This window comes from Pseudodesulfovibrio halophilus DSM 5663 (assembly GCF_059568665.1).
Genome location: NZ_JCANTV010000009.1, coordinates 401,783 through 426,457, shown reverse-complemented (window position 1 = coordinate 426,457; position 24,675 = coordinate 401,783). Strand labels below are relative to the sequence as shown.

Here is a 24,675-nt window from a genome sequence, read left to right as displayed (position 1 = left end):
ATCGTTGCAAACCAAACGAGGCGTCTACTCGCGCATCTCGCGGCCCGCGCCGTGGTAGAAGGTGCCGCCGGGTTCCCTGCGGGCGACGAGTTCTCCCCGCCGCTCAAGTTCGATGCACAGGTTCTCCATGCGGTTCTCCCCCACGCCGAGCGCCTCCGAGAGCTGCGCGGCGGTCTGCGGCCTGCGGTCCAGCGACGCGCGGATCATCTCAATGATCTGCTCGTCGTCCAGAGCGTCCTGTCGCACAACCTCCCGCTCGGTGACCGGGACTTCCCCGGCCTCCAGCGCCTCGCGCCAACGGGCAACGGTTTCGGGGTCGGCAGCCAGCGCGGACCGCTCGGTGCCGGGGCGACTCAGGGTCACCACGTCCACCCGCTCGAAAACGTTGCGTCGGCAGAAATCAGCCAGCAGGTCCAGGTTCCTGTCGGAATCGTTCACACCCCGGACCAGCAGAATTTCCAGAAATATCTTGCCCCTGAAGTCCTTTCGGAACTGTTCGAGGCCCTGAGCCACGGTCTCGGCTTCCACGCCGGGGACCGGGCGGTTCACGCTTCGGAACTCGTCCTGAACGAGCGAATCGAGTGATGGAAGGATGACGTCCGCCTGCGCCAGCTCGGCGCGCACGGTCGGGTCGGGCAGGAGGGTGGAGTTGGTGAGCACCGCCACCGGCACGCCGGGAAAGAGTTTTCTGGACTCTTCGATGACGTACGGGAGTTCGGTGTTGAGGGTGGGTTCCCCGAGGCCGCCCAGAGTGATCATCTCCGGCGGTTCATGCCCTTCGTCCTTCCACTGTTCAAGCTCGTCGAGGATGTCCTCGGCGGGAATGTAGGGAGCGCGGGCAATGGTCAGCTGCCGGGTGGCGCCCACTTCGCAGTACACGCAGTCCATGCTGCAGATGCGCCCGCCAAGCAGGTCCAGCCCCAGCGAACGGCCGAGGCGACCGCTCATTACCGGACCGAATACGTATTTGTAGCCCATGCGACTCCTTGCATGGCCGCCCGTGAACGAAAACGGGCAGCAAGTTTTCTCAATAGCTTATCTAAACCATGTGTTGAGATTGTCAAGGGAGAGCTTGACTTGCGGCGACTTTGACCATAGGGCAAGGGCATTCAAAACGCCCGGAGGCCTTCAATGATCGAAACCGGACAGCTCGTGCTGCTCATCAGCCGCAAGAACAAGCGGTACATGCAGAAATTCGACCCCGAAGGGGAACTGCACACCAACGAGGGGAAGATCCTCATGTCGGACGTGGCCGAGGCCGGTTTCGGCAAGTATGTCCACTCCCACCTCGGCAGACCCTATCTGGTGCTCAAGCCCACGCTCTACGATCTCATCAAGAGCGTGAAGCGGCAGACCCAGATCATGTACCCCAAAGAGATCGGCTACCTGATGCTCAAGCTGGGCATAGGCCCCGGCTCCACCGTCATCGAGTCCGGTACCGGGTCGGGCGGTCTGACCACCGCCCTTGCGTGGACCGTGGGCGATACCGGTCGCGTCATCACCTACGAGCGACGCGAGGAGTTCTACAACCTCGCCCGGAAGAACCTTGAGCGCGTGGGCCTGAGTCATCGCGTGGAGCAGATCAATCAGGACATCACCGAAGGGTTCCGCCACAGCGGCGCGGACGCGCTGTTTCTGGATGTGCGCACCCCGTGGGAATATCTCGACAGCATCCCGGACGCCGTCATCCCCGGCGCCATGTGCGGCTTCCTGCTGCCCACCACCAATCAGGTGAGCGAGCTGCTGCACGGTCTGGAGCGCGGCCCGTTCAAGAGCCTCGAAGTGCTGGAAATCCTCGTGCGGCAGTGGAAGCCCGTTGCCGAGCGCCTGCGCCCGGACGACCGCATGGTGGCCCACACCGGTTTCCTCGTTTTCGCCCGCTACATGCAGCCCATGGAGCGCCCCAAGATCGAAGCGCCTGAACCGGCCGAGCCCGAAGCCCCGGAAAATGGCGGCGCTCCGGCCGAGGAATAGCCCTCGCGCTGCGGTGACCTTTTCCTAAGGTCCCGAAATAAAGACATGCCGACAATCGGTGCGACGTGCTGTGCGTTGCACCGATTGTTTTTTGAAAGCATTTTGTAATACGAAACGTTCAGCGAACCGTGAAGGTCAGGCTGTCCGTGCGGCCCTGCTCGTCCGTGACGGAGACGCGATGGATGCCCGGCCGGGCGTGATGGAACAGTTTGTCGTCCCCGGTGCTTTTCCCTGCAAAGCGGTTGTCCACGTACCACCACAACGGACGGTCCGGTTCGCCGGTGGCGGCTTCAAGCACGATCTGCTGATATTCGGAAGGGGCGTCGTCTCGCAGCAGATAAGGGGTGTCCCCTGAGGGTGAGGTGATGGACGGCCCACCGTCCGGGACTCCCGTGCAGAGGGGGCTCGGTTCCGGGGGGGCCGGGACCGGCCTGTGCTGAGCCGCGAGCCACGCCGCCAGCTCCGGCGGCACGGTTCGCACCACCTCGGACGTGGCCGGGCGCCTGAGCAGGCAGTCCCCCTGAAGCCGCAGGCCGGTCTGCGCGTCCACGAGCACCCGCCTGTGGTCCGTGCACCGGGGCAGGCTCATGCGAGGCCCGGCAACGGTTTCCACGACCTCGGGGCAGTCCGGACCGGCGGGCAGGCGGCTGGCGGCGCAGAGTCTGATCGTCCGGAGTTCGGGGGCCTTCGGGAGGTGCAGGTCCCGTGAAGCGGGCTCCAGCGCGCGCAGAACGTCGAACAGCAGCGGGCCGGCGTGTCGGCTGCCGGAGATGCCCTTGACCGGCGACCCGTCCGGATTGCCCACCCAGACCCCGACTGCCAGCGTGGGGCCGAAGCCCACGGCCCATGCGTCGCGGTGCCCGAAGGACGTTCCGGTCTTCCATGCCGCCGCCGGCCGGTCCCGCGTGAGCCGCCATGACTCAGGCATATCCGGCCGGGCCACGTTCGTGAGTATTTCCGAAACCATATGCGTGGCTTCAGGGCTGAAGAGCGCGGTGCCGGGACCGGGGTCTCCCGGAGCGATGCGCCATGGTCGGTGTGCGCCTCCCTGCGCCAGCGTGGCGTACAGGTTGGTAAGATCCATGAGCCGCACTTCGCAGGCCCCAAGCGCCAACGGCAGCCCGTAGGACGCTGCGGGTCGGTCGATGCTCTCCAACCCTCCCTTGGTCAGCAGACGGTGAAAGTCATCCAGTCCGGTCCGGGCCAGCAGCCGCACCGCCGGGACGTTGAGGGAGCGCGACAGCGCGTGCGAGGCGTCCACCTGCCCGGAGAACGTGCCGGAATAATTGTCGGGGCGATATCCGGAATAGTCGGTGGGCACGTCCAGCAGTCGCGACCCGGGCAGGGCCGTGCCCTTGTCGAAAGCCAGCGCGTAAAGAAACGGCTTGAGCGTGGAGCCGGGGGAGCGTGCGGCGAGGGCGTTGTTGACCTGCCCCTGCGTGCGATCGTCGAAGAAATCCGCGGACCCCGCCATTGCCAACACCTCGCGCGTGCGCCGGTCCAGCACCACCACGGCGGCGTTGTGCAATCCCTGATGCTGAATGCGTGCGACGTGGCGGGCCGTGAGCCGCTGCACCACGCGCTGGCTGTCGCGATCGAGGCTGGTTTCAAGGACGGTGGCGGCTCCCAGACGGTGTCTTGCGAGCAGGGTGAAGTGAGGGGCGAGCATCCGGGAGCTGCGTCGCGAAGCCACCATGGGCTGTCGCTTGGCGCGCGCCGCCTCGGTGACCCCGATGACGCCGCTTCCGGCCAGGGTGTCGAGCACGCGGTCGCGCACGCGCCGGGCCGTCTTCGGGTGCCGCGCCGGGTCATAGCGGCTGGGTGAGCGGGGAAGCACGGCCAGCAGGGCGCATTCTCCAAGCGAGAGCCGGTCCGGCGGTTTGCCGAAGTAGATGCGCGAGGCCGCGTCCACCCCGTAGATGTTGCCGCCGAAGGGGGCCATGTTCAGGTAGATGCCAAGCAGTTCGTCCTTGGTGTAGTGCCGTTCAAGTTGCAGGGCGCGGAACGCTTCGATGATTTTTGCGCCGAGCGTTCTGGGCCGGGGTTCCGCCATCCGCGCGATCTGCATGGGGATGGTTGACGCGCCCGATACCACGCGGCCCTGTATGAGGTTGCTCCACGCCGCGCGGACCACGGCCAGCGGGTTCACTCCCGGGTGCAGGCGGAACCAGCGGTCCTCGGACTCGATGAGCGCGGTTACAAGCCGCGGAGAGATCTTCGCAAGCCCTGTCGGGAATCGCCACATGCCGTCCGAAGCCGTGAAGCGGCGCAGTTCGACGCCGTCGCGGTCCAGCACCCGCACCCCGGAAGGGGGCGAGAGCCGTTCCTGCGGGAACGGAAACATGGCGTCAAGCACCAGAAAGGCTCCGGAAAGCAGGAGCAGCAGCGCGACAATGCGCAGCCCCCTGCATCCGGTCCGGCTGGGTCCGGAGCAGCGGTGGACTGGCTTCACGGCCTACTCCTTGACGGTCACGTCGGTCCGCCCCACCACACCTTTGTTGACCTCGGGACCGAGGGCGAAGATCGACGGATCATACATGGCCTCCGCCTGTATCGGGGGCAGGGCGAAGCTGCCCGGAGTGATGGCCCGAAGCTGCGTGTATCCTGCGTGCCAGAGGCCGCCTCTCAGGTCCGTGAAGAACAGGACGCGGTCGTCGCGCAGGTCCTGATGCCCCCCAAGCGGGCGTTCGCCCTCCCCTGAAAAGGCCGCGGTCTCCGAGGATTCGAGCCTCGGGTTCTCCACTTCCATTCCGGCGGGAAGCAGCGCCTGCACCACCACGTTTTCCACGGCTGAGTCGGCGCGGACCTCGGTCTTCATGATCAGCAGCGCTCCCTGCTGCACCGTGGCGACATCCACCGGGCGGCCCTGCCTGTCGAGGAAGGTGCGTCGCACGTTCAGGCCGCTGCTCGCGGCTTGCGCCTCCTGCGGGATGCCGCGCGTGGTCACGGACCAGAACGCGGTGGCTTCGGCATTTTCCAGCCTCAACTGCATGGCGTCGCTGCCGTTGAAGGTCCGGGCGAAGCTCTGCGCATCCTTGAAGGGATGGTCCGCGCCGCCCTGAGCGAGGGTTCCGGAAAGCGGGTCGCCGTCGCCGAGGTTCAGCGCCTTGCCCACGGCCGCGAAGGCCAGCGCGTTTTCCTGCGTGGTTCCCCATGAACTCGACGCCATCAAGCGCGAGACCTTTTCGGTCAGTTGCGGCACGAGCCGGTCGTCCGGTGCAGCATCAGCAAGGGTCAAAAGCATCAGGGCGCTGTCGCGCAACTCGGAGCGCATGCCCCCGCCGGAAGCCCGGCCAGCCTTCATTTCGGGCAGTTCAGACAGAAGGACATTGAAGGAGTCCATGTCGCCGGACAGGGCGTAGGCACTGGCCAGCAGGGTGCGGTCGGCGGCCGAGAGCCGGTCCTTGCGGTTGTCTCGCAGCTCGTCCATGGAGCCGCGGTCCGGGGTGCCGGCCTTGGCGAGGGCGAACAGGGCGTAGGCGGTCGAGCCGAGATCGGAGCCGCGTTGTGTCGCGAGGGTGCGCATGTGGCCGAGACTGCGCTGAAGCATGCCGGGAGAGGTGAATCCTGCCTGCTTCGCCTCCAGCAGGAAGTGCGTGACATACGCGCTCACCCACGGATGGGAGCGCGTGCCGCCGGGCCAGAAGGCGAAACCGCCGTCCCCGGTCTGCATGGAGAGCAGCCGCATGATGGCGGACTGGACCATGAATGCCGGGCCCTTCTCGTCCACGGCGTCGGGAGCCAAGGCGCGGGCAAGGTCGCCGAAGCGGATCAGCGGGAACGCACGGGAAGTGGTCTGCTCGGCGCATCCGTAGGGATAGCGCAGCAAGGTTTTCAGTTTGCCCGCAAATCGGGTCAGGGGCATGGAGCCCACGCTGACCTCGCGGGTCACGGTGCCGGTAACGAAACCTTGGGCCGCCGGGACCAGTTCGTCGGAACCCTTGAGGCTGCCGAAGGCCGCTTCGCGCTTGTAGGGGAGCGCCGGGCGGACCGGCAGCTCCACGGTGACGGTGCGCGATTCGCCGCCGCCCTCAGCGGTGACCGTGACGGTCCCCTTGCCGCCCGCGCCGGATGCGGCGGCCAGCGGCAGATGGATCGTATCCTCGGCCTCGTTTGCCAGTTGCAGAGTCATCCCCTTCGCCTCGCTGGAGAGCGCGCCCTCGGCCTTCACCCGGACAGTGATGCCCGCTTCGGAGCCGAGATCGTTGCGGACCGTCACCGGCATCTGCACGGTATCACCGGTGGCCATGAAGCGCGGCAGGGTCGGGGTGAGCGCGATGGGGGCGCGAACGCGGGTCATGTGTCGTGCCGCGCCGAAGCGCTTGCCGTCGAGGCTCACCGCCATGATGCGAAGCGCGCCCTGAAAGTCCGGGAGTTTCGCAGTGTAGCGGACCAAGCCGTCCGCATCGGCGGTCAACGGGCCGGACCAGAAGGAGACGGGCTTGACCCGGCGGATGCCCTCGGTGCGCATGAAGCGGCTCTCGGCCATCATGGCCATGCCGCCGCCCGCGTCGGCCCGGCCCATGATCCGGGCCAGATCCGGGTACAGCAGGGCGAAGGTGTCGTAGCTGCGCACGCCCAGCGCGCGTCTGGCGTAGAAGAAGTCGAACGGGTCGGGATCGTCACTGCCGGAGAGTTGCATGATGCCCTCGTCAACCGCCGCCAGCGTGACCACGGCGCCGGGGCTGGCCTTGACCGTCATGGTCAGCTCGGATTCGGGGCGTACCTCGGCGGGCGCGTCCACGCTGAGGTCCATCCTGTTGGAGAGGTTGTCCACGAGCAGCGGCGTGACGCCGAAGGCACGGCCCACCGAGCCCTCCGGCACGTCCCCGGCCCTGCGGATCAGCATGGCGGTGACGTAGGCGTTGGGCGCGTACTCAGCCTTGACCGGCAGGGTGACCTCGCCGGTGTTGCCGTCAAGCTCTACGGTCTGCGAGTGGTGGACTTTGTCGCCTTCCACGGTCACCAGCAGGCGGCCCGGGAACGGGGCTCGCACCTGCACAGTGGCGGTGTCGCCCGGATCGTACTGCTCCCGGTCCGTGACCAGTTCGATGCGCGCGGGATTTTCCAGCGCCCACGGCGAGTATCCCCAGCCCCCGCAGAAAAATTCCACTTGAGCCGAGGCCCCGGGTCCGGGCGACGAAATGACTGCGCGATAACTGCCATAGGACGGCGGGGTGAAGTCCACGCTGCCCTCGGCCTTGCCTGCCTGAATGACGGTCTCGGAAACCAGTTCCGGGTCGTTGACCGATTCATAGCGATAGCCGCCGGAAGGTGACTTGCGGACCACCGTGCGCCAGCGGTCCCGGTAGAAGGCGGCGCGCAACTCGTCGTGCTCAGTCGGTTTGCCGGATGGATCCGTCGTCACAAAATCGAAAGTTGTCGGTTGTCCGTATTCATATCCGTTTTTGCTGAGTTTTTTAATTCCGATATAGGTCTTGCAAGGGTGAATCGTCACCCTTTTCCGGGCCGTGACGCCGCGTCCACCGGACTCGCTGACGCGGCCGAAGATGGTAGCGCTCAATGCGGAGGGAGGCGTCAGGCCGTCGGGCACGGGGATGTCGAACCGCGCCTGCCCGTCTTCGCCGAGCGTCGCGTCTCTGTGGAATATCTCCTGCGGCTCGAAGGGCTGGTCCGGGTTGCCGAACACGTAGTCTGGATAGTCTTGAGCGGTGAAGGGCGCGGCTTCCAGCCGGACGCGGGTGGTGACGGGCAGCTTGGATGCGGGTGGACCGAAGAGATAACTGGAGCGCACCTCGGCCTTGATGGTCTGTCCGGGCCTGAAGGTGTCGTGGGCGGTCTTTACTTCGACCTTGATGCGATCCGGTACGAATTCCTCCACCTTGAAGTCAAAAGTGCCGATGCCGCGGTCCCCGGCCCTGAGGGTGAGGCTGTGGCGGCCGGTGAGCGCATAGTCTGGCACGGGGACCTCGAAGGCGGCCGCCCCGTTGCGGTCCGTGGTCAGGCGCAGCTTGCGTATTTCACGGCCGCGCGGGTCGTGCTGCACGAGCACCAGCGGCATCCGGGGCAGGACGGTCAGGTCGTCCTGCCGCACCACGGCCATGCCCTTGAGGGTCTCGCCGGGTCGGTACAGGTCGCGCTCGCCGTACAGGTACGCGCGCAGGCCGGAAGGCACGCTCTGCGAACCGGAGACGTCCAGACCGGTGGTGTCCACCTCGAAGCGCGACGGCAGCAGGAATGTGAAGTCGCCGCCGGTGCGTTCGGCCAGAATCAGGTAGGGGCGTCCTTCGTCGCCATCGGCCGGAAGCGGCAGGGAGGCGGTCCCGGCCCGGTCCGTTCTGGTGCGAGCCAGTTGCTGATTCTTGTCGCTCACCAGCGTCAGCCGGACCCCGGAGAGCGGTTCGAGCGTGGTGTTGGACACGGCCCAGACAAGAAAGCGGTCCATGCCGCGCTTGGCCATCAGGCCGATGTCCGACACGATCATCCAGCGCTTGGCTCCGTTCTGCCCCTTGACGGACGCGCTGACCTTGAACAGGCCGCGCTCACCTTCATCGAACGTGTCGCCAAACTGCAGGGGCAGCCGCACGCTCTCGTTGCGTTCGGCGTCCACCGGCACGGAGCGTTCCATGACCTTGCCGCCAAGGCTGTAGGGAACGCCGGAGTGGTTCCAGTCGTTATCGAAGATGCGCCAACCGTATTCGCGCAGCATGGAAAAGAGGTTGTTGGGGTAGACTCGGTCCACGCGCACCGTGATTTCGTCCGTGTTGACGGCATCCAGCGCCAGTCCGGCGCGGCGGCTGTCGGGCAGGAACAGCCCCTGTCCCACGAAATCGACGGAGGGCGGCAGGTCCGGCACGGTCACGGAGGTGGCCGCGTCTTCGGCCAGCTCGGCCCCGTCCGCAGCCGTCAGGCCCTTTTTCAGGCTGACGTCGTACCGCTCGCCGGGGGTGAAGCCGCCCTGAAGCATCAGCCTGTCGCCGTCCGCGCGCAGGTCGAAGTCCGCCTCCGGGGATACCGAGAGGTGACCTGCCACTCTGCGGGCGTCCATGGGCGTGGAGAAGGTGAGCCGGATGCCGGTCTCCCCGTCCGAGGCGTACAGATCGGCGCCGCGGAACGTCAGTACCGGGTTCAGCTTCAGTTCGATCTCGGCCTGCGAGTCGCGATCCAGCGCCAGCTCGGACCCGGAGCGCTTCAGGCCGCTTTTGAGAGTCAGGCTGTAAGTGGCCCCGGCCGGGGTTTTCTCCACCGGGTCGGAGCGAAGCTCCATGCGGCGTGAACTCCACGAGGTGGTCACCTGCAGGGGCAGGGCTTCGCCGCCTGCCTCGGTGAGGGTCGCGTTTTCCAGCAGTTCCTCGGGAGATACTGGCCCGGTAAAGCGGACGAAGGCCGAGATGATCGCGGTGCCGGGGCGCGGACCGGCCTGCTCGCGCATCCGGATTTCCTCCACCCGGAAGGTGCCGGTGCGAAGCGTGAACTCGGTTTCGCCGTCGAGGTTCAGGGCCGAAGCCATCTTCAGCGTGTATTCCGCGTCCTGCTCAAGCGGGCTGTCGGCCCGGAAGCGCAGCAGGTACGGGTTGCTCCATTCCCATTCCCCTTCGGTCTGCGGCTTGATGGAGGCCGCCTTGTCGGCGGGGACGGCGTCCGTGTCCGCCGGAGCGGTCAACTCCACCTCCACGCCGGAGCGGTCCGGGGCAGTGCGGGCCTCCTTGACCGACGGGGTGGGCGGAATCTCGGGTATGGGGCTCAGGTGCACTATCCACGCGGCCTGCGCAGCCACGAGGATGCACAGCACGGCGATGACGGCGGTTTTCAGGTTGTCGGCGTTCATGGGGAACCTCGTTATTCGTCCCACAGGAAGCGGAAGCGACATGCTTCGGCTCCGGTGGCGATGGTGCAGGGGCGTTCAAGGGTCAGGCGCGGATCGTAGGCTTCGGCAAAGGGGCCGTCGCGGTTGCAGGAGATGGTGCGGCAGAGCGCTTCGGGCAGGCCGAGGCGGCGGTAGGCGTCGACGTACCCGCACCGGGTGACGCGGAAAGCGAACTCGTCGGGTTCGTCCGTGTCCACCTCGATGTCCAGCGCACCTCCGGCGCGCCAGATGTCCACCACGGTTTTGAAGTGGGCGAGGCTCGGCCCGTCCGGGGCGGACGCGGCGAAGGCCTCGCCCCCCTCGCGACCGGCGCGTTCGGCAATGTTCCCAACCGCCTTCAGCGCGGCTTCGTCACCCAAGGCGCGGCGAAGTTCCGCGTAGACCCGTTCCAGCATTTCCGCTTCTATTATGCGGCGTTCGATCTGCGTCACGTTCATGAAAAGAGGGCTAGCACATACCGGAACCCTGTGCCAGAAAAGGAGTGATTTTTCCGTATTGGAAATGCCGTTTTTGGGAAAGGTTCTTCGGGATCTCGGCCTCTCCCGCGGCGCTGGCGGGAAAAATTTTTGCAGAAAAAACGCAGGGCGCCGAGATGTCTAGACTTTTTTGAATTGTCGGAATTGCGGGGGGTTGCGTTTGCGTGGGGGGTGACGTAGTTCGCTGCGGAAGTGGCTATGAAGCGGATTTTCGCGTAAGGTTCGCTAAACTGAATGAACAATGGGCCGATAAGGATGATGAAGGCCCAAAGCCCGGAAATATAAGGCGTCTCATGCAGGAATACACGCAGGCGAGAAAATCGGAACTGAGCGAAAGGGTTCAGGCGGTGCGGCAGGAACTGGACGAGGCCGCGAAAAAGGCGGGCAGAGCCCCGTCCGACGTGGCCCTCGTGGCGGTGTCCAAGCTGCATCCCGCTTCGGACATTGCGGCGCTGGCGGATGCCGGGCAGCTGGACTTCGGCGAGAACTACGTGCAGGAGGCGGCCGGCAAGCAGGAGACGCTGCAGGGGCTCGACGTGCGCTGGCATTTCATCGGCGGGCTGCAGTCCAACAAGGCCAAGTTCGTGGCCGGGAATTTCGAGCTGGTGCACAGCGTGGATTCGCTGAAGCTGGCGAAAAAGCTGGCGAGCAAGGCCGCTGAGCGCGGCACCGTGCAGGACGTGCTCATACAGGCCAGCCTCGCGGGCGAGGAACAGAAGAGCGGCGCGGAAGCGGACGAACTGGAGCGGCTCGTGGCCGAGGCGTCCGAGCTGGACGGCCTGCGGGTGCGCGGCCTCATGACCATGCCGCCGTTTTTCGACGAGCCGGAACGGGCGAGACCGTTCTTCGCGCGGCTGCGGGAACTTCGCGACGGCATCGGGCAGCGGCTGGGGCTCTCTCTGCCGCACCTGTCCATGGGCATGACCGGGGATTTCGTCCCGGCGGTGGAGGAGGGGGCGACCCTCGTGCGCGTCGGGACAAGGATATTCGGGGCCCGGCCTCCGAAATAGCAACACCTAAACCGGGGATTCGGGATGGATCTGGCAACTGTCATAGGTCTGGTGCTCTCATTCGGTCTGGTGGTCGCGGCCATCCTGACCGGCGGCAGCCTGATCACCTTCATCAGCGTACCGTCGGCCCTCATCGTGCTGGGCGGGACCATCGGGGCCACCTTGGTCAACTACCCGTTGAGCTACGTCATCGGGGTCATCGGGGTCATCAAGAACACCTTCTTTTCCAGCATCGACACCCCGGCCTCCATCATCGAGCGTTTCAAGGACTACGCCAACCGCGCCCGCCGCGAAGGCATCCTGTCCCTCGAGCCGCTGATCAAGGAGATCGACGACGAATACATGAAGAAGGGGTTGCAGCTGACCGTTGACGGACTGGAGCCTCAGGTCATTCAGGAAATTCTGGAAACCGAGATATCCTACCTTGAGGAGCGTCACGAGCTGGGCGCGGGTGTCGTGGCCATCATGGGCACCATGGCTCCGGCCATGGGCATGATCGGTACCGTCATCGGTCTGGTGCAGATGCTGCAGACCATGAGCGACCCCTCCACCATTGGTCCGGCCATGGCCGTGGCCCTTCTGACCACGCTGTACGGCGCGATTCTCGCCAACCTCGTGTTCAACCCCATGGCGGGCAAGCTCAAGGCCAGGAGCAAGGAGGAGATCCTGATCCGCGAAATGATTCTGGAAGGAATCCTCGCCATCTCCAAGGGCGAGAACCCGCGCATCATCGAGGAGAAGCTCAACAGCTTCCTGCCGCCCAAGGACAGGGCGGCCTCGGATTAGCCCACGGTCCGCCGGGCGCACAAGGGACGACGAAGCCCCATGGCAAAGAAAGAGAAGAAGCAGGAATGCGAAACCATGCCGCCCTGGCTCATCACGTTCACCGACGTGATGACGCTCATGCTGACCTTCTTCGTGCTGCTCGTCTCCATGGCCCGCATCGACGAACGCCGCAAGCTCGTTGTGCTCGGCTCCATCGTCGGCACCTTCGGCTTTCACGAACAGAGCTACGAACTCTATTCCAAAGAGGACACCAAGCGCACCGTCGAGCCGGGACCCATCGACTCCGGCGACCTTGAACCGCTCAAGCCCTTGCTCTGGGAGGACGTGCGGAACGACCTGAGCTTCCAGTCCAGCAAGTTCGTGCAGGTGCTCTCCATCAACGCCGACGTACTCTTCGCGCCCGGCGAGGTCCGGCTCTCGCGGCGCGGCATGGAGATTCTCACCGTGGCGACCCCGGTGCTGCGCAATCTGCGCTGGCCCGTGCTCATCGCCGGGCACACCTCGGAGATGCGCGACGAGGAGGGTTTCAATTATACTCCCTCGCTCGAGCAGGAGATCCCCGATCCTTCGTGGCGACTGAGCCTGAACCGCGCGCTGGCGGTCTACCGATTCTTTCTCGACGAGGACGTGCCCGCGGACATGATGCGCGTGGAAGGCTACGGCCGCTACAAGCCCCGCTACGGCAACGCCACGCCCGAAGGCCGTCAGGCCAACCGCAGGGTGGACATCGTTCTCGACAAGCGCAGCGACAACTCCGCGCGGGAGCTGGACGCCGACCTGCCGCCCGAGCAGGAGGTCGACGACGGCACCGTGGAGATCGACGGCTTCATTTTCGACGTCGATGAAGAGCTGGAGGAGCGGTAGCCATGGCCAGAAAGAAAAAGAAAGCCTGCGAGCCCATGGCGTTGTGGCTGGTGACGTTTTCCGATCTGGTGACGCTGCTGCTGACCTTTTTCGTGCTCTTGCTGACCATGTCCAGCATGGACAACACCCTGTTGACCACCGTGACCGTGACGCAGGCGGACCTCGGTCTGCTCAGCGCCCGAGGTTCCGGGCGGGTGAGCGCGAAGGAGCGGCTGGTCGCGGAGCTCATGGAGAAGCCGTGGGAAGTGCTGGAGAAGCAGAACCGGCTCAAGGACCTGCTGTTCCCGGACGAGGTGCTGCCGCCGGAGATCAACCGACAGGAGCTTGAGAAAAACCTCACCGTGTTGAGCAAGTGGGACGGCGTGGGGCTCGTCTTTACGGACCGGCTGCTGTTCGAGCCGGGCGGGACGAGGCTTTCCGACGCGGGGCGTTCGCTGCTGGACGCGCTGGTGCCCATCATGACCGCCACGAGCGCCCCGGTGGACGTGGCCGGGTATGCGGACGCCGTGGACGACGCGCCAGACCCGTGGCAGGTCTCCAAGGAGCGCGCCATCGCGGTGCTGGCCTTCCTGCGGGAGGCCGGACTCTCCGCCGACCGGCTCCTGCTCTCGGCCTACGGCGACTCCCGCCCTGCGGTCGCGGGCGATTCGCCCGAGGCCAGAAGCCGAAACCGGCGCGTGGAGATTCTGCTCAAGACCCAGCGGCCCATCGGCGGATACCCCTAGCCGGGCCCGGACTTTGCACAGACGCTCTCCCCTCTGGTAATCGGCGCGTTTTCGGGCTAGAAAAGGCATGACCAACGATAATAAGGACAGGTGAACCGTGGCTGAAGAAGAACTCCCGCAAGAAGAGAAGAAGAAAGGCGGAAAGCTCAAGTGGATCATCATCGCCGTGCTGCTGTTGGCTCTCGGCGCTGGCGGCTACTTTGCCTATATGAAGTTCATGGCTCCCGAGGAACCTGCCGCCGAAGAGACCGCCTCCGAGCAGTCCGCAGGAGAGGTGCCGCAGGAGGGCATCCTCAAGCCGCTCCCCGTCTTTCTCGTAAACCTCGCCGACCCGCTGGGCCGTCGCTATCTCAAGCTCGGTGTGGAGGTGGAGGTGCGCGACGAGAAGGTCCTCGAGGAGCTCGAGACCAATCAGGCCAAGATCAAGGACAGCATGCTGCTGCTTCTCTCCAGCAAGAGGTACGAAGAGCTTTCGACCCTTCAGGACAAGATAGAACTCAAGAACCAGATAGCCGACAGGCTCAATCAGGTGCTTGGGAACGGCAGCGTCCTCAGGGTCTACATTACCGAGATGGTGATCCAGTAGCACGGATTTTGCTTAACCACCTTCGGCGTGTCGAAAACCGGACGCGCGAACCTGTACAACATCAAGGAAGGTGTGGAAATGGCTGACGAACAAGACAAGCTGGCCGAAGAATGGGCCGCAGCGCTCAGCGACGACTTCGATACCGACGATGACGCCGGCGACGGAGCGGAAGCCGCGGCGAGCGGCGATCAGGCGCTTGCCGACGAGTGGGCCAGCGCGCTCGCCAGCGAGGAGCACGACGAAGTGCGCAACGAGAAGGAGCAGGAGTACCTCTCCACGCAGGCGCACGACTACCAGTTCACCGACATGACCGGCGAGGCCAAGAGCAGCGCCGGGGACGGCTCCAAGCGCGATCTTGACTTCATCCTCGACATCCCGCTGGACGTCTCCGCCGAGCTCGGTCGCACCAAGCTGCTCATCAACGAGCTGCTGCAGCTGGGTCAGGGGTCCGTGGTGGAGCTGAACAAACTGGCCGGTGAGCCGCTTGAAATCTACGTCAACGGCAAGCTGGTGGCGCGCGGCGAGGCCGTGGTCATCAACGAGAAGTTCGGTATCCGGCTGACGGACATCATCAGCCCCATCGAGCGGGTCAAGCAGCTTGGCTGATATGGCCTCCGCAGCCAACGCCACGTCGGCGGTCGCCAACGGCACCGCGACACAGGGGCCGGTGTTCGACACGGGCATCTCCGTGTTCAGCACGCTGGGCTGGCTGTGTTTCGTGCTGCTGCTCATCTATGCGGCGTACTGGCTGGTGAAGCGTTTCGCCCCTGCCGGGATCGGCACCGGGGGACGCGGCGACCTGAAGGTGGAAGAGCGGGTGATGCTCGGCAACCATCAGACGGTCTGCGTGGTGCGTTACGGCAAGCGCCGTTTTCTGGTGGGAGCGACGGCCCAGCACATCAACATGCTGGCCGATCTGGACCGGAAGAACCTGAGCGATTTCGAGGAAGCCCTTGCTGAAAGTGTCTCGGAAGACGACTAGCCTCCTCGGGTGGGGCCTTCTGCTTGCGTCGGCGGCCTGCGTGCTGCTGCCGCTGGTGTCGTTCGCGCAGGAACCGAGCATTCCGAGGCTCTCCATGCAGCTCGCGGCCGGACAGGCCGAACCGAGCGAAGTCTCCGCGCTGCTTGAGATACTGTTTCTGCTCACCGTGCTCAGCATGGCCCCGGCCATCCTGCTGACCATGACCTCGTTCACGCGCATCATCATCGTCTTTCACTTCCTGCGTCAGGCCATGGGCACGCAGCAGATGCCGCCCAACCAGGTGCTGGCGAGCCTTGCCATCTTCATGACCTTCGTGATCATGTATCCGGTGGGCAAGGACATGAACAATCAGGCCCTGCAACCGTATCTGGCGGAGGAAATCACCTTCGATCAGGCGCTGGAACGGGCGCAGCAACCGCCGCGCCAGTTCATGTTCAAGCACACGCGGGAAAAGGACCTTTCGATTTTCTATTCCATCACGGGAGCGGAACGGCCGCAGAACAAGGAAGAGGTCTCCACCATCCTGCTGGTTGCGGCCTACACCATCAGCGAGCTCAAGACCGGCTTCACCATCGGCTTTCTCATCTACATCCCGTTCCTGATTCTGGACATGGTGGTGGCGAGCGTGCTGCTTTCCATGGGCATGATGATGCTGCCGCCGGTGATGGTTTCGCTACCGTTCAAGATTCTGCTGTTCATTCTGGTGGACGGCTGGAACCTCGTGGTGGGTTCGCTGGTCAACACCTTCCAGTGACGCGCGGAAAATAGGCAAACCGGGGGAGAGGTGCGTCCATGACACCGGAATTCGTCATCGGCTTTGCAAGAGAGGCCATCGAGCTGACCCTGACCATCGCCCTGCCCATGCTCGGCGTGGGGATGGCGGTCGGCATCATCATCAGTATCTTTCAGGCAGCCACGCAGATTCAGGAGATGACCCTGACCATTGTGCCCAAGATCATCGCCATCTTTCTGGTGCTGCTTGTGTCGTTCCCATGGATCATGGACAGGATGGTGACATACACCACCAACGTGTTTCTCAACCTTCCCACGTATATCCGCTGACGTGGGCGTCGGCATCGTTTTTTCGGCCCGCGCCGAAAATGACGGGAGCGCCCCGATGCTCGGAGCGCTCCCGTCGTTTTAGGAGGTGACTGTTCCCTATCTATGGAGGTGAGGTTCGCCTACACCATGCCCAAGAAAAGGGATGCAGTCCTTGATTCAGGTCAAGAAAGGCGAAAATCAGAGCACGAAGTCCTTCAGCACGTGCCAGCCTGTGTAGAACTGGAACAGGGCGAGGCAGATCAGGACCAGATTGTTGAGCCCGTGGAGCAGCGGCAGCACCTTCCGGGGTTCCTTGAGGCGGTTCATGACCTCACCCGTGGCGAACCCGAACAGGATGAGTGGCAGCATCCAGAAGGCCACCTGCCAGTGCAGACCGGTGAGCAGGGTGGTGGACCAGAATATCCGGGCCATCATCAGCCCGCCCACCATGCCGAGCATCCACATGCCCAGCGCAAGGCGACCCACGAGCACGTGACGCTTCCAATTGAAGGCGACGCGCTTCTTCAGGTGGTTGAACTGGAACCGGCGGAACCCAAGTGTCAGCGCATAGAGCGCCAGCAGGGTGGCCACGGCCTGAAAGACGGGATGGAAGTACAGCATGGTTCTGCTCCTGAGCCAGAGATTCGCGGACTTTGGAACACCATAGCCGAATCCGCACGAGATTCAAGGGGGCCGGCGGAATGCATTGCGGAAAAGCCGAGCCGGGCGAACGCCGCGGGGCGAGCTTTGGCGCATCTTTTGCTTTGTGGACATGCGGGATGTCATTTTTTCCGCGGCACGAGCCCGGACAATAGGACGCGGCGGATGAGGCCGTGTCCAAAACCTCGGACGATCACATGACGGAATACACCCACAGCCCCAAGATCATTTGCCTTACCGGCCCTCGCGCCGCAGGGAAAACCACCGTTGCCAAGCAACTGGCGGACGAGCTGGGATACCTTCACATCTGGCTCGACGGCATCAACGGGCAGGTCTGTGAGCAGCTCGGCATCGAACTGGCGCAGGTGAACATGCACACCGCCGAAAACCAGAAGGCCTACGCCGACATCTTCCGCGACATTCTCAAGGGCAACCGGTATCAGAACATCGTGTTCGAGGGCGAACGCATCCGTTTTCCGTACATCCTGCACACGTTTTTGAACAACGCCATGAACTATTACGGGGAGTACGCCGTCATCAAGGGCTTCTCCCTGTCCCCCGACCGGGAGACCCACTACAAATACTACAAGCTGCGCGAAATTCAGCGCATGAAAAAGTACATCAAGGACAACGCGCACCGTTCCCCGGAAGAGCGCAAGGGCGACAACATCGCCCGCGAGTTCGACCTGAACACCATGCCGGACCCGGAGGGCTTCGAAGTGGTGGAGAGCCCGGAGGCCATCATGGAGTGGGCCCGGACCAACGCCGAAGCGCACCACCCCTCGCTGCCCCTCGAGTACGCCGAGGTGATCAAGAAAGTGGCCGACTCCGAGACCTATACGCCGTTCTACCAGACCATCGAGGTGGACGGGAAACGCATCATCAGCGGCATGACCCGTTCGGACAGGTCATGGAAGAACGTGTCCATGCTCGGCGTGGATTTCAGCGGAAAGCGCGTGGTGGACCTCGGGTCCATGCACGGCTATTTCTCGTTCAAAGTGGAGGAGTGCGGCGCGTCGGAAGTAGTCGGGCTGGAACTCAACCCCAGTTCCGTGAGCGTGGCCGAGTATCTTGCCGGCGTTCGTGACTCGGTGGCGGAGTTTCGCATCTGCGATGTGAACAGGGACCCGCTGCCGGAGTGCGACATCATGATGGCCATGAACATGCTGCACTGGGTGAAAGACCTTGAAGGCTTCGTCACCGCCATGGGCGAGGTCTCGAAGGAGCTGGTCATGGAGATCGGGGAGACGCAGATCAAGCGTATCGTGAGCGTGCTCAAACCGCTGGGCTTCACCATGCGCAAGACCGTCAAATCCCACCGCCCGGACAAGTTCATAGGGCAGCGGTATCTCTTCCATTTCGTGAAAAAGTAGGCCGTCGGTCCGCAACGGACCGCAAGAGACTACAGCGGTCTGCGACAGGCCAGCGGCATGCGCCAGCCCGTGCCGAAGGAGCGCGGGGTGAGCTTGATGCCCGGCGCGGCCTGCCAGCGTTTGAATTCCGCGCCCGCCACCAGCCGAAGCACCTGCGCCACCGTATCCGCGGCAAAGCCGCGTTCCACGATCTCGGGCCCGGTCAGGTGTTTTTCCACATGCAGCTCCAGTATGGCGTCCAGCACTTCGTAGGGCGGCAGGGAGTCCTCGTCCTTCTGGTCCGGGCGGAGCTCGGCGCTGGGCGGCTTGGAGATGATCTCCTCAGGGATGGCGTCGCGCACGTTGCGGTTGTGCCAGCGGCACAGGGCGAAAACGAGCGTCTTGTTCACGTCCGAGATGACGGCGTAGCCGCCGGACATGTCGCCGTAGATGGTGCAGTAGCCCACGGCCAGTTCGCTCTTGTTGCCGGTGGTCAGCAGCAGCGCTCCGTACTTGTTGGAGAGCGCCATGAGCAGGTTGCCCCGGATGCGGGACTGGATGTTCTCCTCGGTCGTATCCATGCCGTAGCCCTTGAACGGCTCGGCAAGCGTCTTGGAGTATTCCTGCATGATCGGCTCGATGGGCAGGGTCAGGGTCTTGATGCCCAGCTTTTCCGCAAGACTCACCGAGTCATCGACGCTGCCCCTGCTGGAGTAGGGCGAAGGCATGAGCACGCCCAACACGTTCTCCGCACCAAGGGCTTCCACGGCGATGGCCGCGGTGAGGGCCGAGTCGATGCCGCCGGAGAGCCCCAGCAGGACCTTGGAAAAGCGGCTTTTCCGCACGTAGTCGCGCGTGCCGAGCACGAGGCTGCGCCATGCCTCCGGTTCGGTGTCGAAGCTGTCCTCACTCACCGCGTCCTGTCCGGGCGTGTCGATATCCACCACGAACACGCTCCGCTCGAAACCGGGCGCGCGGGCGCAGAGGGTCCCGTCGGCGTCGAAGAGGCTGGAGCGGCCGTCGAAGATGAGGTCGTCGTTGCCCCCCACCTGATTCGTGTAGATCAGCGGCACGCCGAATTTCTTGGCCACGGCGCTCAACATGCGCTCGCGCAGCCGCTGCTTTCTCAGGGACAGGGGCGAAGCGGAGAGGTTCAGGATGCACGAGGGTTTCTGCGCGGCGGCTTCCTCAAGCGGGTCGCGCCTGTAGCTGCGGGTATCCCAGAAGTCCTTGTCGTTCCAGGCATCCTCGCAGATGCTCACGGCAAAGGTTCTGCCCTGAAATTCGAGGATGGACGATTCGGGGGTGAACTCGGGGTTCGGCTCGAAGTAGCGCGCCTCGTCAAAGACGTCGTAGGTCGGCAGGAGCGTCTTGCGGAAGGTGCGCTCCACCTCGCCGTTGCGGCACCACTGGGCGCAGTTGAAGACGGGCTTGCCTTCTCCGAGGGCGTTCTCGCAGATGTTGCCGAGCAGGAACGGCGGGGCGTCGGCCAGCTCCCGGGCCAGCTCCTCGGCAGCCTCGGCGGCCTGTTTCACGAAGCCGCTGTACAGCAGCAGGTCGCGCGGGGGATAGCCCGTCAGGGCCAGCTCCGAGGTCATGCAGAAGTCCGCGCCCTGTTGCGCGGCGTCGCGCACGGCTTCCGCGATCATGCGCGAGTTGCCTTCAAGATCCCCCACCACCGGATTGAGTTGCAGCATGCCGATTTTCATGGGCCCTCAATACGCCAAAGCGTGCAAGCGGGCAATATCCGAAAGCGTGCGGACCAATTGCGAAAACCGGGAGCATGGTCTATCAGGGGAGCGTTGCGCCACATTCGGTAAGCCTTTTGCATCACTGCTCGCAACGGCAGCGGCGACGGAATTATGACACGGCGGACCCCCCCAAGGTTCGCGAGAGGAAGGCGGAAAAACGACATGGACATTTCGGTTGCGGTCATCGGCGCCGGGCACTGGGGCAAGAACCTCGTACGCAATTTTCACTCTCTCGGCGCCCTTGACGTCATCTGCGATGCCAACGAGGAAGCCCTGAATACATTTGCCGAACAGTATCCCGGCGTGGAAACCTCGGTGGCCCTGAACCACGTGCTTCGCAAGCCCTCGGTGGATGCCGTGGTCATCGCCACACCGGCGGAGACGCACGCAGCCATAGCTCGCGAGGCGCTGCTCGCGGGCAAGCACGTGTTCGTGGAAAAGCCGCTGGCGCTCGACGTGGCCGAGGCCCGCGATCTGACGCGGCTGGCGCGCGACAAGGGACTCGTGCTCATGGTGGGCCACCTGCTCCAGTATCATCCCGCATTTCTCAAGACGCTTGCGATGGCCCGCTCGGGCGAGCTTGGTCGCATCGACTACGTCTACTCCAACCGCCTCAACCTCGGCATGATCCGGCGTCAGGAAAACAGCCTGTGGTCCTTTGCCCCGCACGACGTGTCCATGGTCCTCTCGCTCATGCAGGAGGAACCGGAGGAAGTGTTGTGTCAGGGTGGTTGCTATCTGCACAGCAAAATCGCCGACGTGACGGTCTCCATGCTGCGGTTCCCGTCCGGCGCGCAGGCGCATTTTTTCGTGTCGTGGCTGCATCCCTTCAAGGAGCAGAAGCTGGTCGTGGTGGGCGACCGCGGCATGTTGGTCTTCGACGACGGGCAGCCGTGGGAGAGCAAACTGATGCTGTATCCCCACGCCATCCGCTGGGAAGGCGCGGTCCCGGTACCGGACAAGGCCGATGGACAGAACATCGCCGTGGAGCCGGAGGAACCGCTCAGGCAGGAATGCCTGCATTTTCTGGAATGCATCCGCGACGGTGCGGTCCCCAGAACCGACGGTGACGAGGGGGTGCGCGTGCTGCGCGTGCTCAAGGCCAGCCAGCGATCCATGGACACCCGCCAGCCGGTCTCGCTGGAAGTGTTCGACAGGTCCTGCGCGGATGACGACTGCTTCGTGCATCCCTCCGCCGTGGTGGATGCAGGCGTTCAGGTGGGCAAGGGGGCCTCGATCTGGCATTTTTCGCACCTGCTTCCCGGCACTGAGCTGGGGCGCAACTGCAAGGTTGGCCAGAACGTGGTGATCGGCCCGGACGTGAGCGTGGGTGACGGCTGCAAGATTCAGAACAATGTTTCCGTCTACAAGGGCGTAACGCTTGAGGAAGATGTCTTCTGCGGGCCGTCCATGGTTTTTACCAACGTGCACAATCCGAGGTCGCACACCCCGCGCATGGATCAGGTGCGCGAGACCTTGGTGCGCACCGGTGCGACGCTCGGTGCGAACTGCACCGTGGTCTGCGGCGTGACCATCGGCCGGAACGCCTTTGTTGGCGCGGGGGCCGTGGTAACCAGAAGCGTTCCCGACCACGCGCTGGTTCTCGGCAATCCGGCGCGGGTCTCCGGCTGGGTCTGCCGCTGCGCCGAACGGCTTGACGACGAGCTGTGCTGCCCGGTCTGCGGCATCCGGCACACCGAGGGCGAAAACGGGCTGGTGCCGCAGGAGGAAAACAATATCCATGAGTGAGAATCCGAGACTGGCGGCCCTGACCGAACTCGGGGCCCTGTTCCGGGGCGGCAGGGTGGACGAGTGCGCTGCCGAGCCCGCCCGTGAGGATACGCCGCGCCACGTTGTTTCGGACCACACGCCGCTGTGGGCGTTCGAGCGTCCCCAGTATCAGCGCCCGTTTTCCGGCTCAGAGCAGGCGGTGTACGACTTTCTGCCCGAGGGATGCTCCGTGGAGCGTGCACAGGCGTTCACACGGCTGCACGTGGTTCTCGGCGCGGTACCGAGCAAGGAGTTCGACACCCTTTGCGAGGGCGGAACCAACGTGGTCTTGGTCTTCGACCCGGATGAAGAGCGCATCGCGCAGCTTGCCGAAAGCCGGGGCGTGAAAGAGCTGGTGGGCAAGGGGCTGATCTTTTTCAGCGGCGACGTCTACGCTTTTTCCCCGCCGCTTCAGGAGCTGCTGCCGGAAAAGCTCTTCACCATGGGCTTTCCGGTCTTTCACATCTGCGAGTCCCTGCGCGAAGCCTGCCCGCAATGGATCCGCAGCGTGATCGACTACGTGGAGATACTCTTCTACCGCCACGTGATCTACAAGGTGTGCAACCAGCGCCTGCTCAAGTCCGTGCCCATCCGCAGCATCACGCGGGGCATGATGTACGACCAGCAGCTGCACGCCTACGAGAACATCCCGGAATTCCTGAAACGTCCGGGCATGGACGCCCTGCGCAACGCCTTCTCCGACGAGACCGCCATACTGGTGGCGGCGGGACCGGACCTGAGCGAGAAGATCGACTTCATCCGCGAGAACGCGGACCGGGCCGTGATCATCTGCGTGAACAACGCGGTCAAGCCGCTGCTGGAAGCGGACGTGCGCCCGCACTTCGTGATCATCAACGACAACTCGCTGGCCTCGGGCGAGGTCTTCCGCCGCATCCCCCAGTCTCCGGGAACCATCCTCGTGGGGCACTGCCTCTCGGACCTCGGGGGCGACCGTTTTCGCCAGAAATATCTGTTCGGCTCTTTCATGCCGGAAGTCTTTCCCGAGCGCCCCATGCTGCGGCTGCACGGCTCGGTGATCTCCACCGCGTTCTCGCTGGCGAGGCACATGGGCTGCGCTAGGACCGTGCTGGTGGGGGCGCGCCTGGGGTCCGACAACCCGTGGAGTCTGAGCTACGCCAAGGGCACGGTTCATCATGACTCCCGCGATACTGGCGCTCGCGAGCTCATCAACCGCCATCCACAGCTCTGTCCGGTGGAACTGCCCGACGGCAGGACCGTCTACTCCACGCCGAATTTTCGCGACGCGGCCCTCTGGCTGTGCGAGGAAATCCGCACCTCGGGCATCGAGTGCGTGAATACGTCGGAAGGGAGCCTGCTCTTCGGTAAAGGCATCGCGTACGATCCGGCTCCGGCGCTGGAGCGCAGGAGCATCGGCTCGCGTTTCAGCAGGCTCTTCTCGGCCTCGGAACCGAGGGTGAACCTGCGGGGCTGCACGACGTTCATCGAGCGTGACCTGTCCCTGTGGAAGCAGATCGCGGATGCATCCAAGCAGCTGCGGCAGGCGGACGACGCCTCATTGCTGGCCAAGGGCGCGGCTGTGCTGGAACAGATGGACGGCTCCAACATCAGCAACATGGTGGAGCGGTTCGACGGGTTCGATTCGCGTCATTTCCACGCGGAAGTGTTCGAATCGCGCGATCCGCAGCAACAGGCCGAGGGCCTGCGCTATTATTTCCGCCACGTGGAGCGCATGGCCAAGACCTTCCTTATGGCGCTCGGCAAGGCCCGCCGTGCCTGCGACGCGGCCCGCGAGCGCGGCTAGGGCAGTCCCTTTTCCGCCATGAGCCGTTCGGCCAGTTCGCGGTCGCGGATGTGGAAGAACGGGTCGTTGATGTTGCGGGACTTCACCCGGCAGGTCCGGCAGCTCTTGGGCTGCTTTTCGGTGTTTACCGTCTTGCGGAAGGGTTTGACCGTTTCTCCGAACCACATCTCGTCAAAATCCGTTTCCAGAATATTGCCAAGCGGCGGGGTGCTGCCGCAGCAGAAGCGCACGTTGCCCTCCATGTCGATAAGGCAGTTCTTCCACGGGCTGTGGCAGGTGTGATCCACCTCGGCCTCACTGAAACTTGCCGGAGGCGTGCCGAAAAAGCCCGGCACGGTCACGTCCACGCCGTGGCGTTTTCCGGCGTCCAGCGCGGCGGCCATGCATTCGTCGCTCAGGTTCTGATGCAGGAAGAGGGATTCGCGGGCCAGCTCCTCGCGGTTCTGGGCGTTCATGAACAGCACCAGCACGCGATCCACGCCGTGATCCGCCGCCAGCCGCACGAGGTCCGGCAGCTCACGGATGTTGCGCTCCATGGCCACGAAGTTGATCTGCAGCTGCGGCTTGTTCCGCCCCTTTCTGGAACGCTCGTCTGCCAGCGCCTTGAGATTGCCCAGCGTGGCGAAAAGGTCGCCGCCGCGGATGGATTCGTAGGTCTGCTGCGTGGCGGCCTCGAGGCTGACCTTGATCAGCGAGGTCTCGTTGTCCACGAACATGGACCGCCGCCGCTCGTCCAGCATGGAGCCGTTGGTGATCATCTCCAGCTCGCAGCGGTTCTCACGGGAGAGCTCGCACAGCTCTTCCAGTCTTCCATACAGCAGGGGTTCGCCGCCGAAGGCCTGCACCGTCTTGACGAAGGGCAGCACGTGCCGCAGCCGCTCCACGATGTTCCAGTCCATGTCGCCCTTGAAATGCTGCTGGTAGCACATCCAGCAACGGTAGTTGCAGCGCATGGTGGTGGTCAGGGTAATCAGCTTGGGGTAGGTGACGACGTCCTCGTGCCGGTTCTCGGCCACATAGCGGTCGTTGAGCTGGTCGTTGATTGCGGTGACTCTGGCGAGGTCCATGGCTGATCTCCTTGGCCTGA

20 protein-coding genes are annotated in these 24,675 nt (G+C 64.1%); 13 read left to right on the top strand and 7 right to left on the bottom strand.

All coding sequences use genetic code 11. The features are described 5' to 3' along the window. Nucleotides 1–24 precede the first annotated feature (24 nt). Nucleotides 25–978, bottom strand: a complete 954-nt coding sequence (locus BR24_RS06765; RefSeq protein ID WP_496540731.1) for a radical SAM protein — start codon at nucleotides 976–978, stop codon at nucleotides 25–27. A gap of 153 nt (nucleotides 979–1,131) precedes the next feature. Between BR24_RS06765 and BR24_RS06760 the strand changes: the two genes are divergently transcribed. Continuing rightward, complete coding sequence (locus tag BR24_RS06760) at nucleotides 1,132–1,974, top strand: tRNA (adenine-N1)-methyltransferase (protein ID WP_496540730.1); 843 nt, start codon at nucleotides 1,132–1,134, stop codon at nucleotides 1,972–1,974. A gap of 118 nt (nucleotides 1,975–2,092) precedes the next feature. Here BR24_RS06760 and pbpC read toward each other — a convergent pair whose 3' ends face one another. The 3 genes from pbpC to BR24_RS06745 are packed head-to-tail and all read right to left on the bottom strand — an operon-like array spanning nucleotide 2,093 to nucleotide 10,233. After that, a complete protein-coding gene (pbpC, locus tag BR24_RS06755) occupies nucleotides 2,093–4,426 on the bottom strand; it encodes a penicillin-binding protein 1C (protein WP_496540729.1) in 2,334 nt (777 codons plus the stop codon). Between the two features lie 3 nt (nucleotides 4,427–4,429). Continuing rightward, nucleotides 4,430–9,763 carry an alpha-2-macroglobulin family protein gene (locus BR24_RS06750; RefSeq protein WP_496540728.1) on the bottom strand — a complete coding sequence of 1,778 codons (5,334 nt, stop codon included), beginning with the start codon at nucleotides 9,761–9,763 and terminating at the stop codon, nucleotides 4,430–4,432. 11 nt (nucleotides 9,764–9,774) lie between these two features. After that, nucleotides 9,775–10,233 (bottom strand): L-2-amino-thiazoline-4-carboxylic acid hydrolase, encoded by a 459-nt coding sequence (locus BR24_RS06745; RefSeq protein WP_496540727.1) that lies wholly within the window; start codon nucleotides 10,231–10,233, stop codon nucleotides 9,775–9,777. A gap of 338 nt (nucleotides 10,234–10,571) precedes the next feature. Between BR24_RS06745 and BR24_RS06740 the strand changes: the two genes are divergently transcribed. The 9 genes from BR24_RS06740 (at nucleotide 10,572) to fliQ (ending at nucleotide 16,293) form a co-directional block, all read left to right on the top strand. After that, a complete protein-coding gene (locus BR24_RS06740; protein ID WP_496540726.1) occupies nucleotides 10,572–11,288 on the top strand; it encodes a YggS family pyridoxal phosphate-dependent enzyme in 717 nt (238 codons plus the stop codon). A 24-nt stretch (nucleotides 11,289–11,312) separates the two neighbouring features. Further along, nucleotides 11,313–12,074: a motility protein A gene (locus BR24_RS06735; protein WP_496540725.1), complete on the top strand. Its 762-nt coding sequence runs from the start codon at nucleotides 11,313–11,315 to the stop codon at nucleotides 12,072–12,074. Between the two features lie 39 nt (nucleotides 12,075–12,113). After that, entirely contained in the window at nucleotides 12,114–12,938 is an 825-nt protein-coding gene (locus BR24_RS06730) for an OmpA/MotB family protein (protein WP_496540724.1), read from the top strand. Nucleotides 12,939–12,940: 2 nt separating this feature from the next. Continuing rightward, entirely contained in the window at nucleotides 12,941–13,663 is a 723-nt protein-coding gene (locus tag BR24_RS06725; protein ID WP_496540723.1) for an OmpA/MotB family protein, read from the top strand. A 97-nt stretch (nucleotides 13,664–13,760) separates the two neighbouring features. After that, entirely contained in the window at nucleotides 13,761–14,249 is a 489-nt protein-coding gene (locus BR24_RS06720; protein ID WP_496540722.1) for a flagellar basal body-associated FliL family protein, read from the top strand. Nucleotides 14,250–14,327: 78 nt separating this feature from the next. Beyond that, entirely contained in the window at nucleotides 14,328–14,855 is a 528-nt protein-coding gene (gene fliN / locus BR24_RS06715) for a flagellar motor switch protein FliN (protein WP_496540764.1), read from the top strand. A 1-nt stretch (nucleotide 14,856) separates the two neighbouring features. After that, nucleotides 14,857–15,231: a flagellar biosynthetic protein FliO gene (fliO, locus tag BR24_RS06710; RefSeq protein ID WP_496540763.1), complete on the top strand. Its 375-nt coding sequence runs from the start codon at nucleotides 14,857–14,859 to the stop codon at nucleotides 15,229–15,231. A 94-nt stretch (nucleotides 15,232–15,325) separates the two neighbouring features. After that, a complete protein-coding gene (gene fliP / locus BR24_RS06705) occupies nucleotides 15,326–15,985 on the top strand; it encodes a flagellar type III secretion system pore protein FliP (RefSeq protein WP_496540762.1) in 660 nt (219 codons plus the stop codon). 38 nt (nucleotides 15,986–16,023) lie between these two features. Beyond that, nucleotides 16,024–16,293, top strand: coding sequence for a flagellar biosynthesis protein FliQ (fliQ, locus tag BR24_RS06700; protein ID WP_496540721.1), 270 nt, complete (start codon nucleotides 16,024–16,026; stop codon nucleotides 16,291–16,293). 177 nt (nucleotides 16,294–16,470) lie between these two features. Here the strand turns inward: fliQ and BR24_RS06695 are convergent, their stop codons facing one another. Then, complete coding sequence (locus tag BR24_RS06695) at nucleotides 16,471–16,893, bottom strand: DUF4079 family protein (RefSeq protein ID WP_496540720.1); 423 nt, start codon at nucleotides 16,891–16,893, stop codon at nucleotides 16,471–16,473. Between the two features lie 236 nt (nucleotides 16,894–17,129). Between BR24_RS06695 and BR24_RS06690 the strand changes: the two genes are divergently transcribed. Further along, a complete protein-coding gene (locus BR24_RS06690; protein ID WP_496540719.1) occupies nucleotides 17,130–18,305 on the top strand; it encodes a methyltransferase domain-containing protein in 1,176 nt (391 codons plus the stop codon). A 29-nt stretch (nucleotides 18,306–18,334) separates the two neighbouring features. Here the strand turns inward: BR24_RS06690 and BR24_RS06685 are convergent, their stop codons facing one another. Next, nucleotides 18,335–19,993 carry an NAD+ synthase gene (locus BR24_RS06685; RefSeq protein WP_496540718.1) on the bottom strand — a complete coding sequence of 553 codons (1,659 nt, stop codon included), beginning with the start codon at nucleotides 19,991–19,993 and terminating at the stop codon, nucleotides 18,335–18,337. 204 nt (nucleotides 19,994–20,197) lie between these two features. Here BR24_RS06685 and BR24_RS06680 point away from each other — a divergent pair, with 204 nt between their 5' ends. Together BR24_RS06680 and BR24_RS06675 are read left to right on the top strand one after the other, a co-directional pair. Continuing rightward, complete coding sequence (locus tag BR24_RS06680) at nucleotides 20,198–21,784, top strand: Gfo/Idh/MocA family oxidoreductase (RefSeq protein ID WP_496540717.1); 1,587 nt, start codon at nucleotides 20,198–20,200, stop codon at nucleotides 21,782–21,784. Then, entirely contained in the window at nucleotides 21,777–23,588 is a 1,812-nt protein-coding gene (locus BR24_RS06675) for a 6-hydroxymethylpterin diphosphokinase MptE-like protein (RefSeq protein ID WP_496540716.1), read from the top strand. Before BR24_RS06680 ends, BR24_RS06675 begins: the two co-directional genes overlap by 8 nt. On the opposite strand, the gene BR24_RS06670 is transcribed toward BR24_RS06675, so the two are convergent. Continuing rightward, a complete protein-coding gene (locus tag BR24_RS06670; protein ID WP_496540715.1) occupies nucleotides 23,585–24,655 on the bottom strand; it encodes a radical SAM protein in 1,071 nt (356 codons plus the stop codon). The two genes, BR24_RS06675 and BR24_RS06670, sit on opposite strands and share 4 nt — an antisense overlap. Nucleotides 24,656–24,675: the final 20 nt, after the last annotated feature.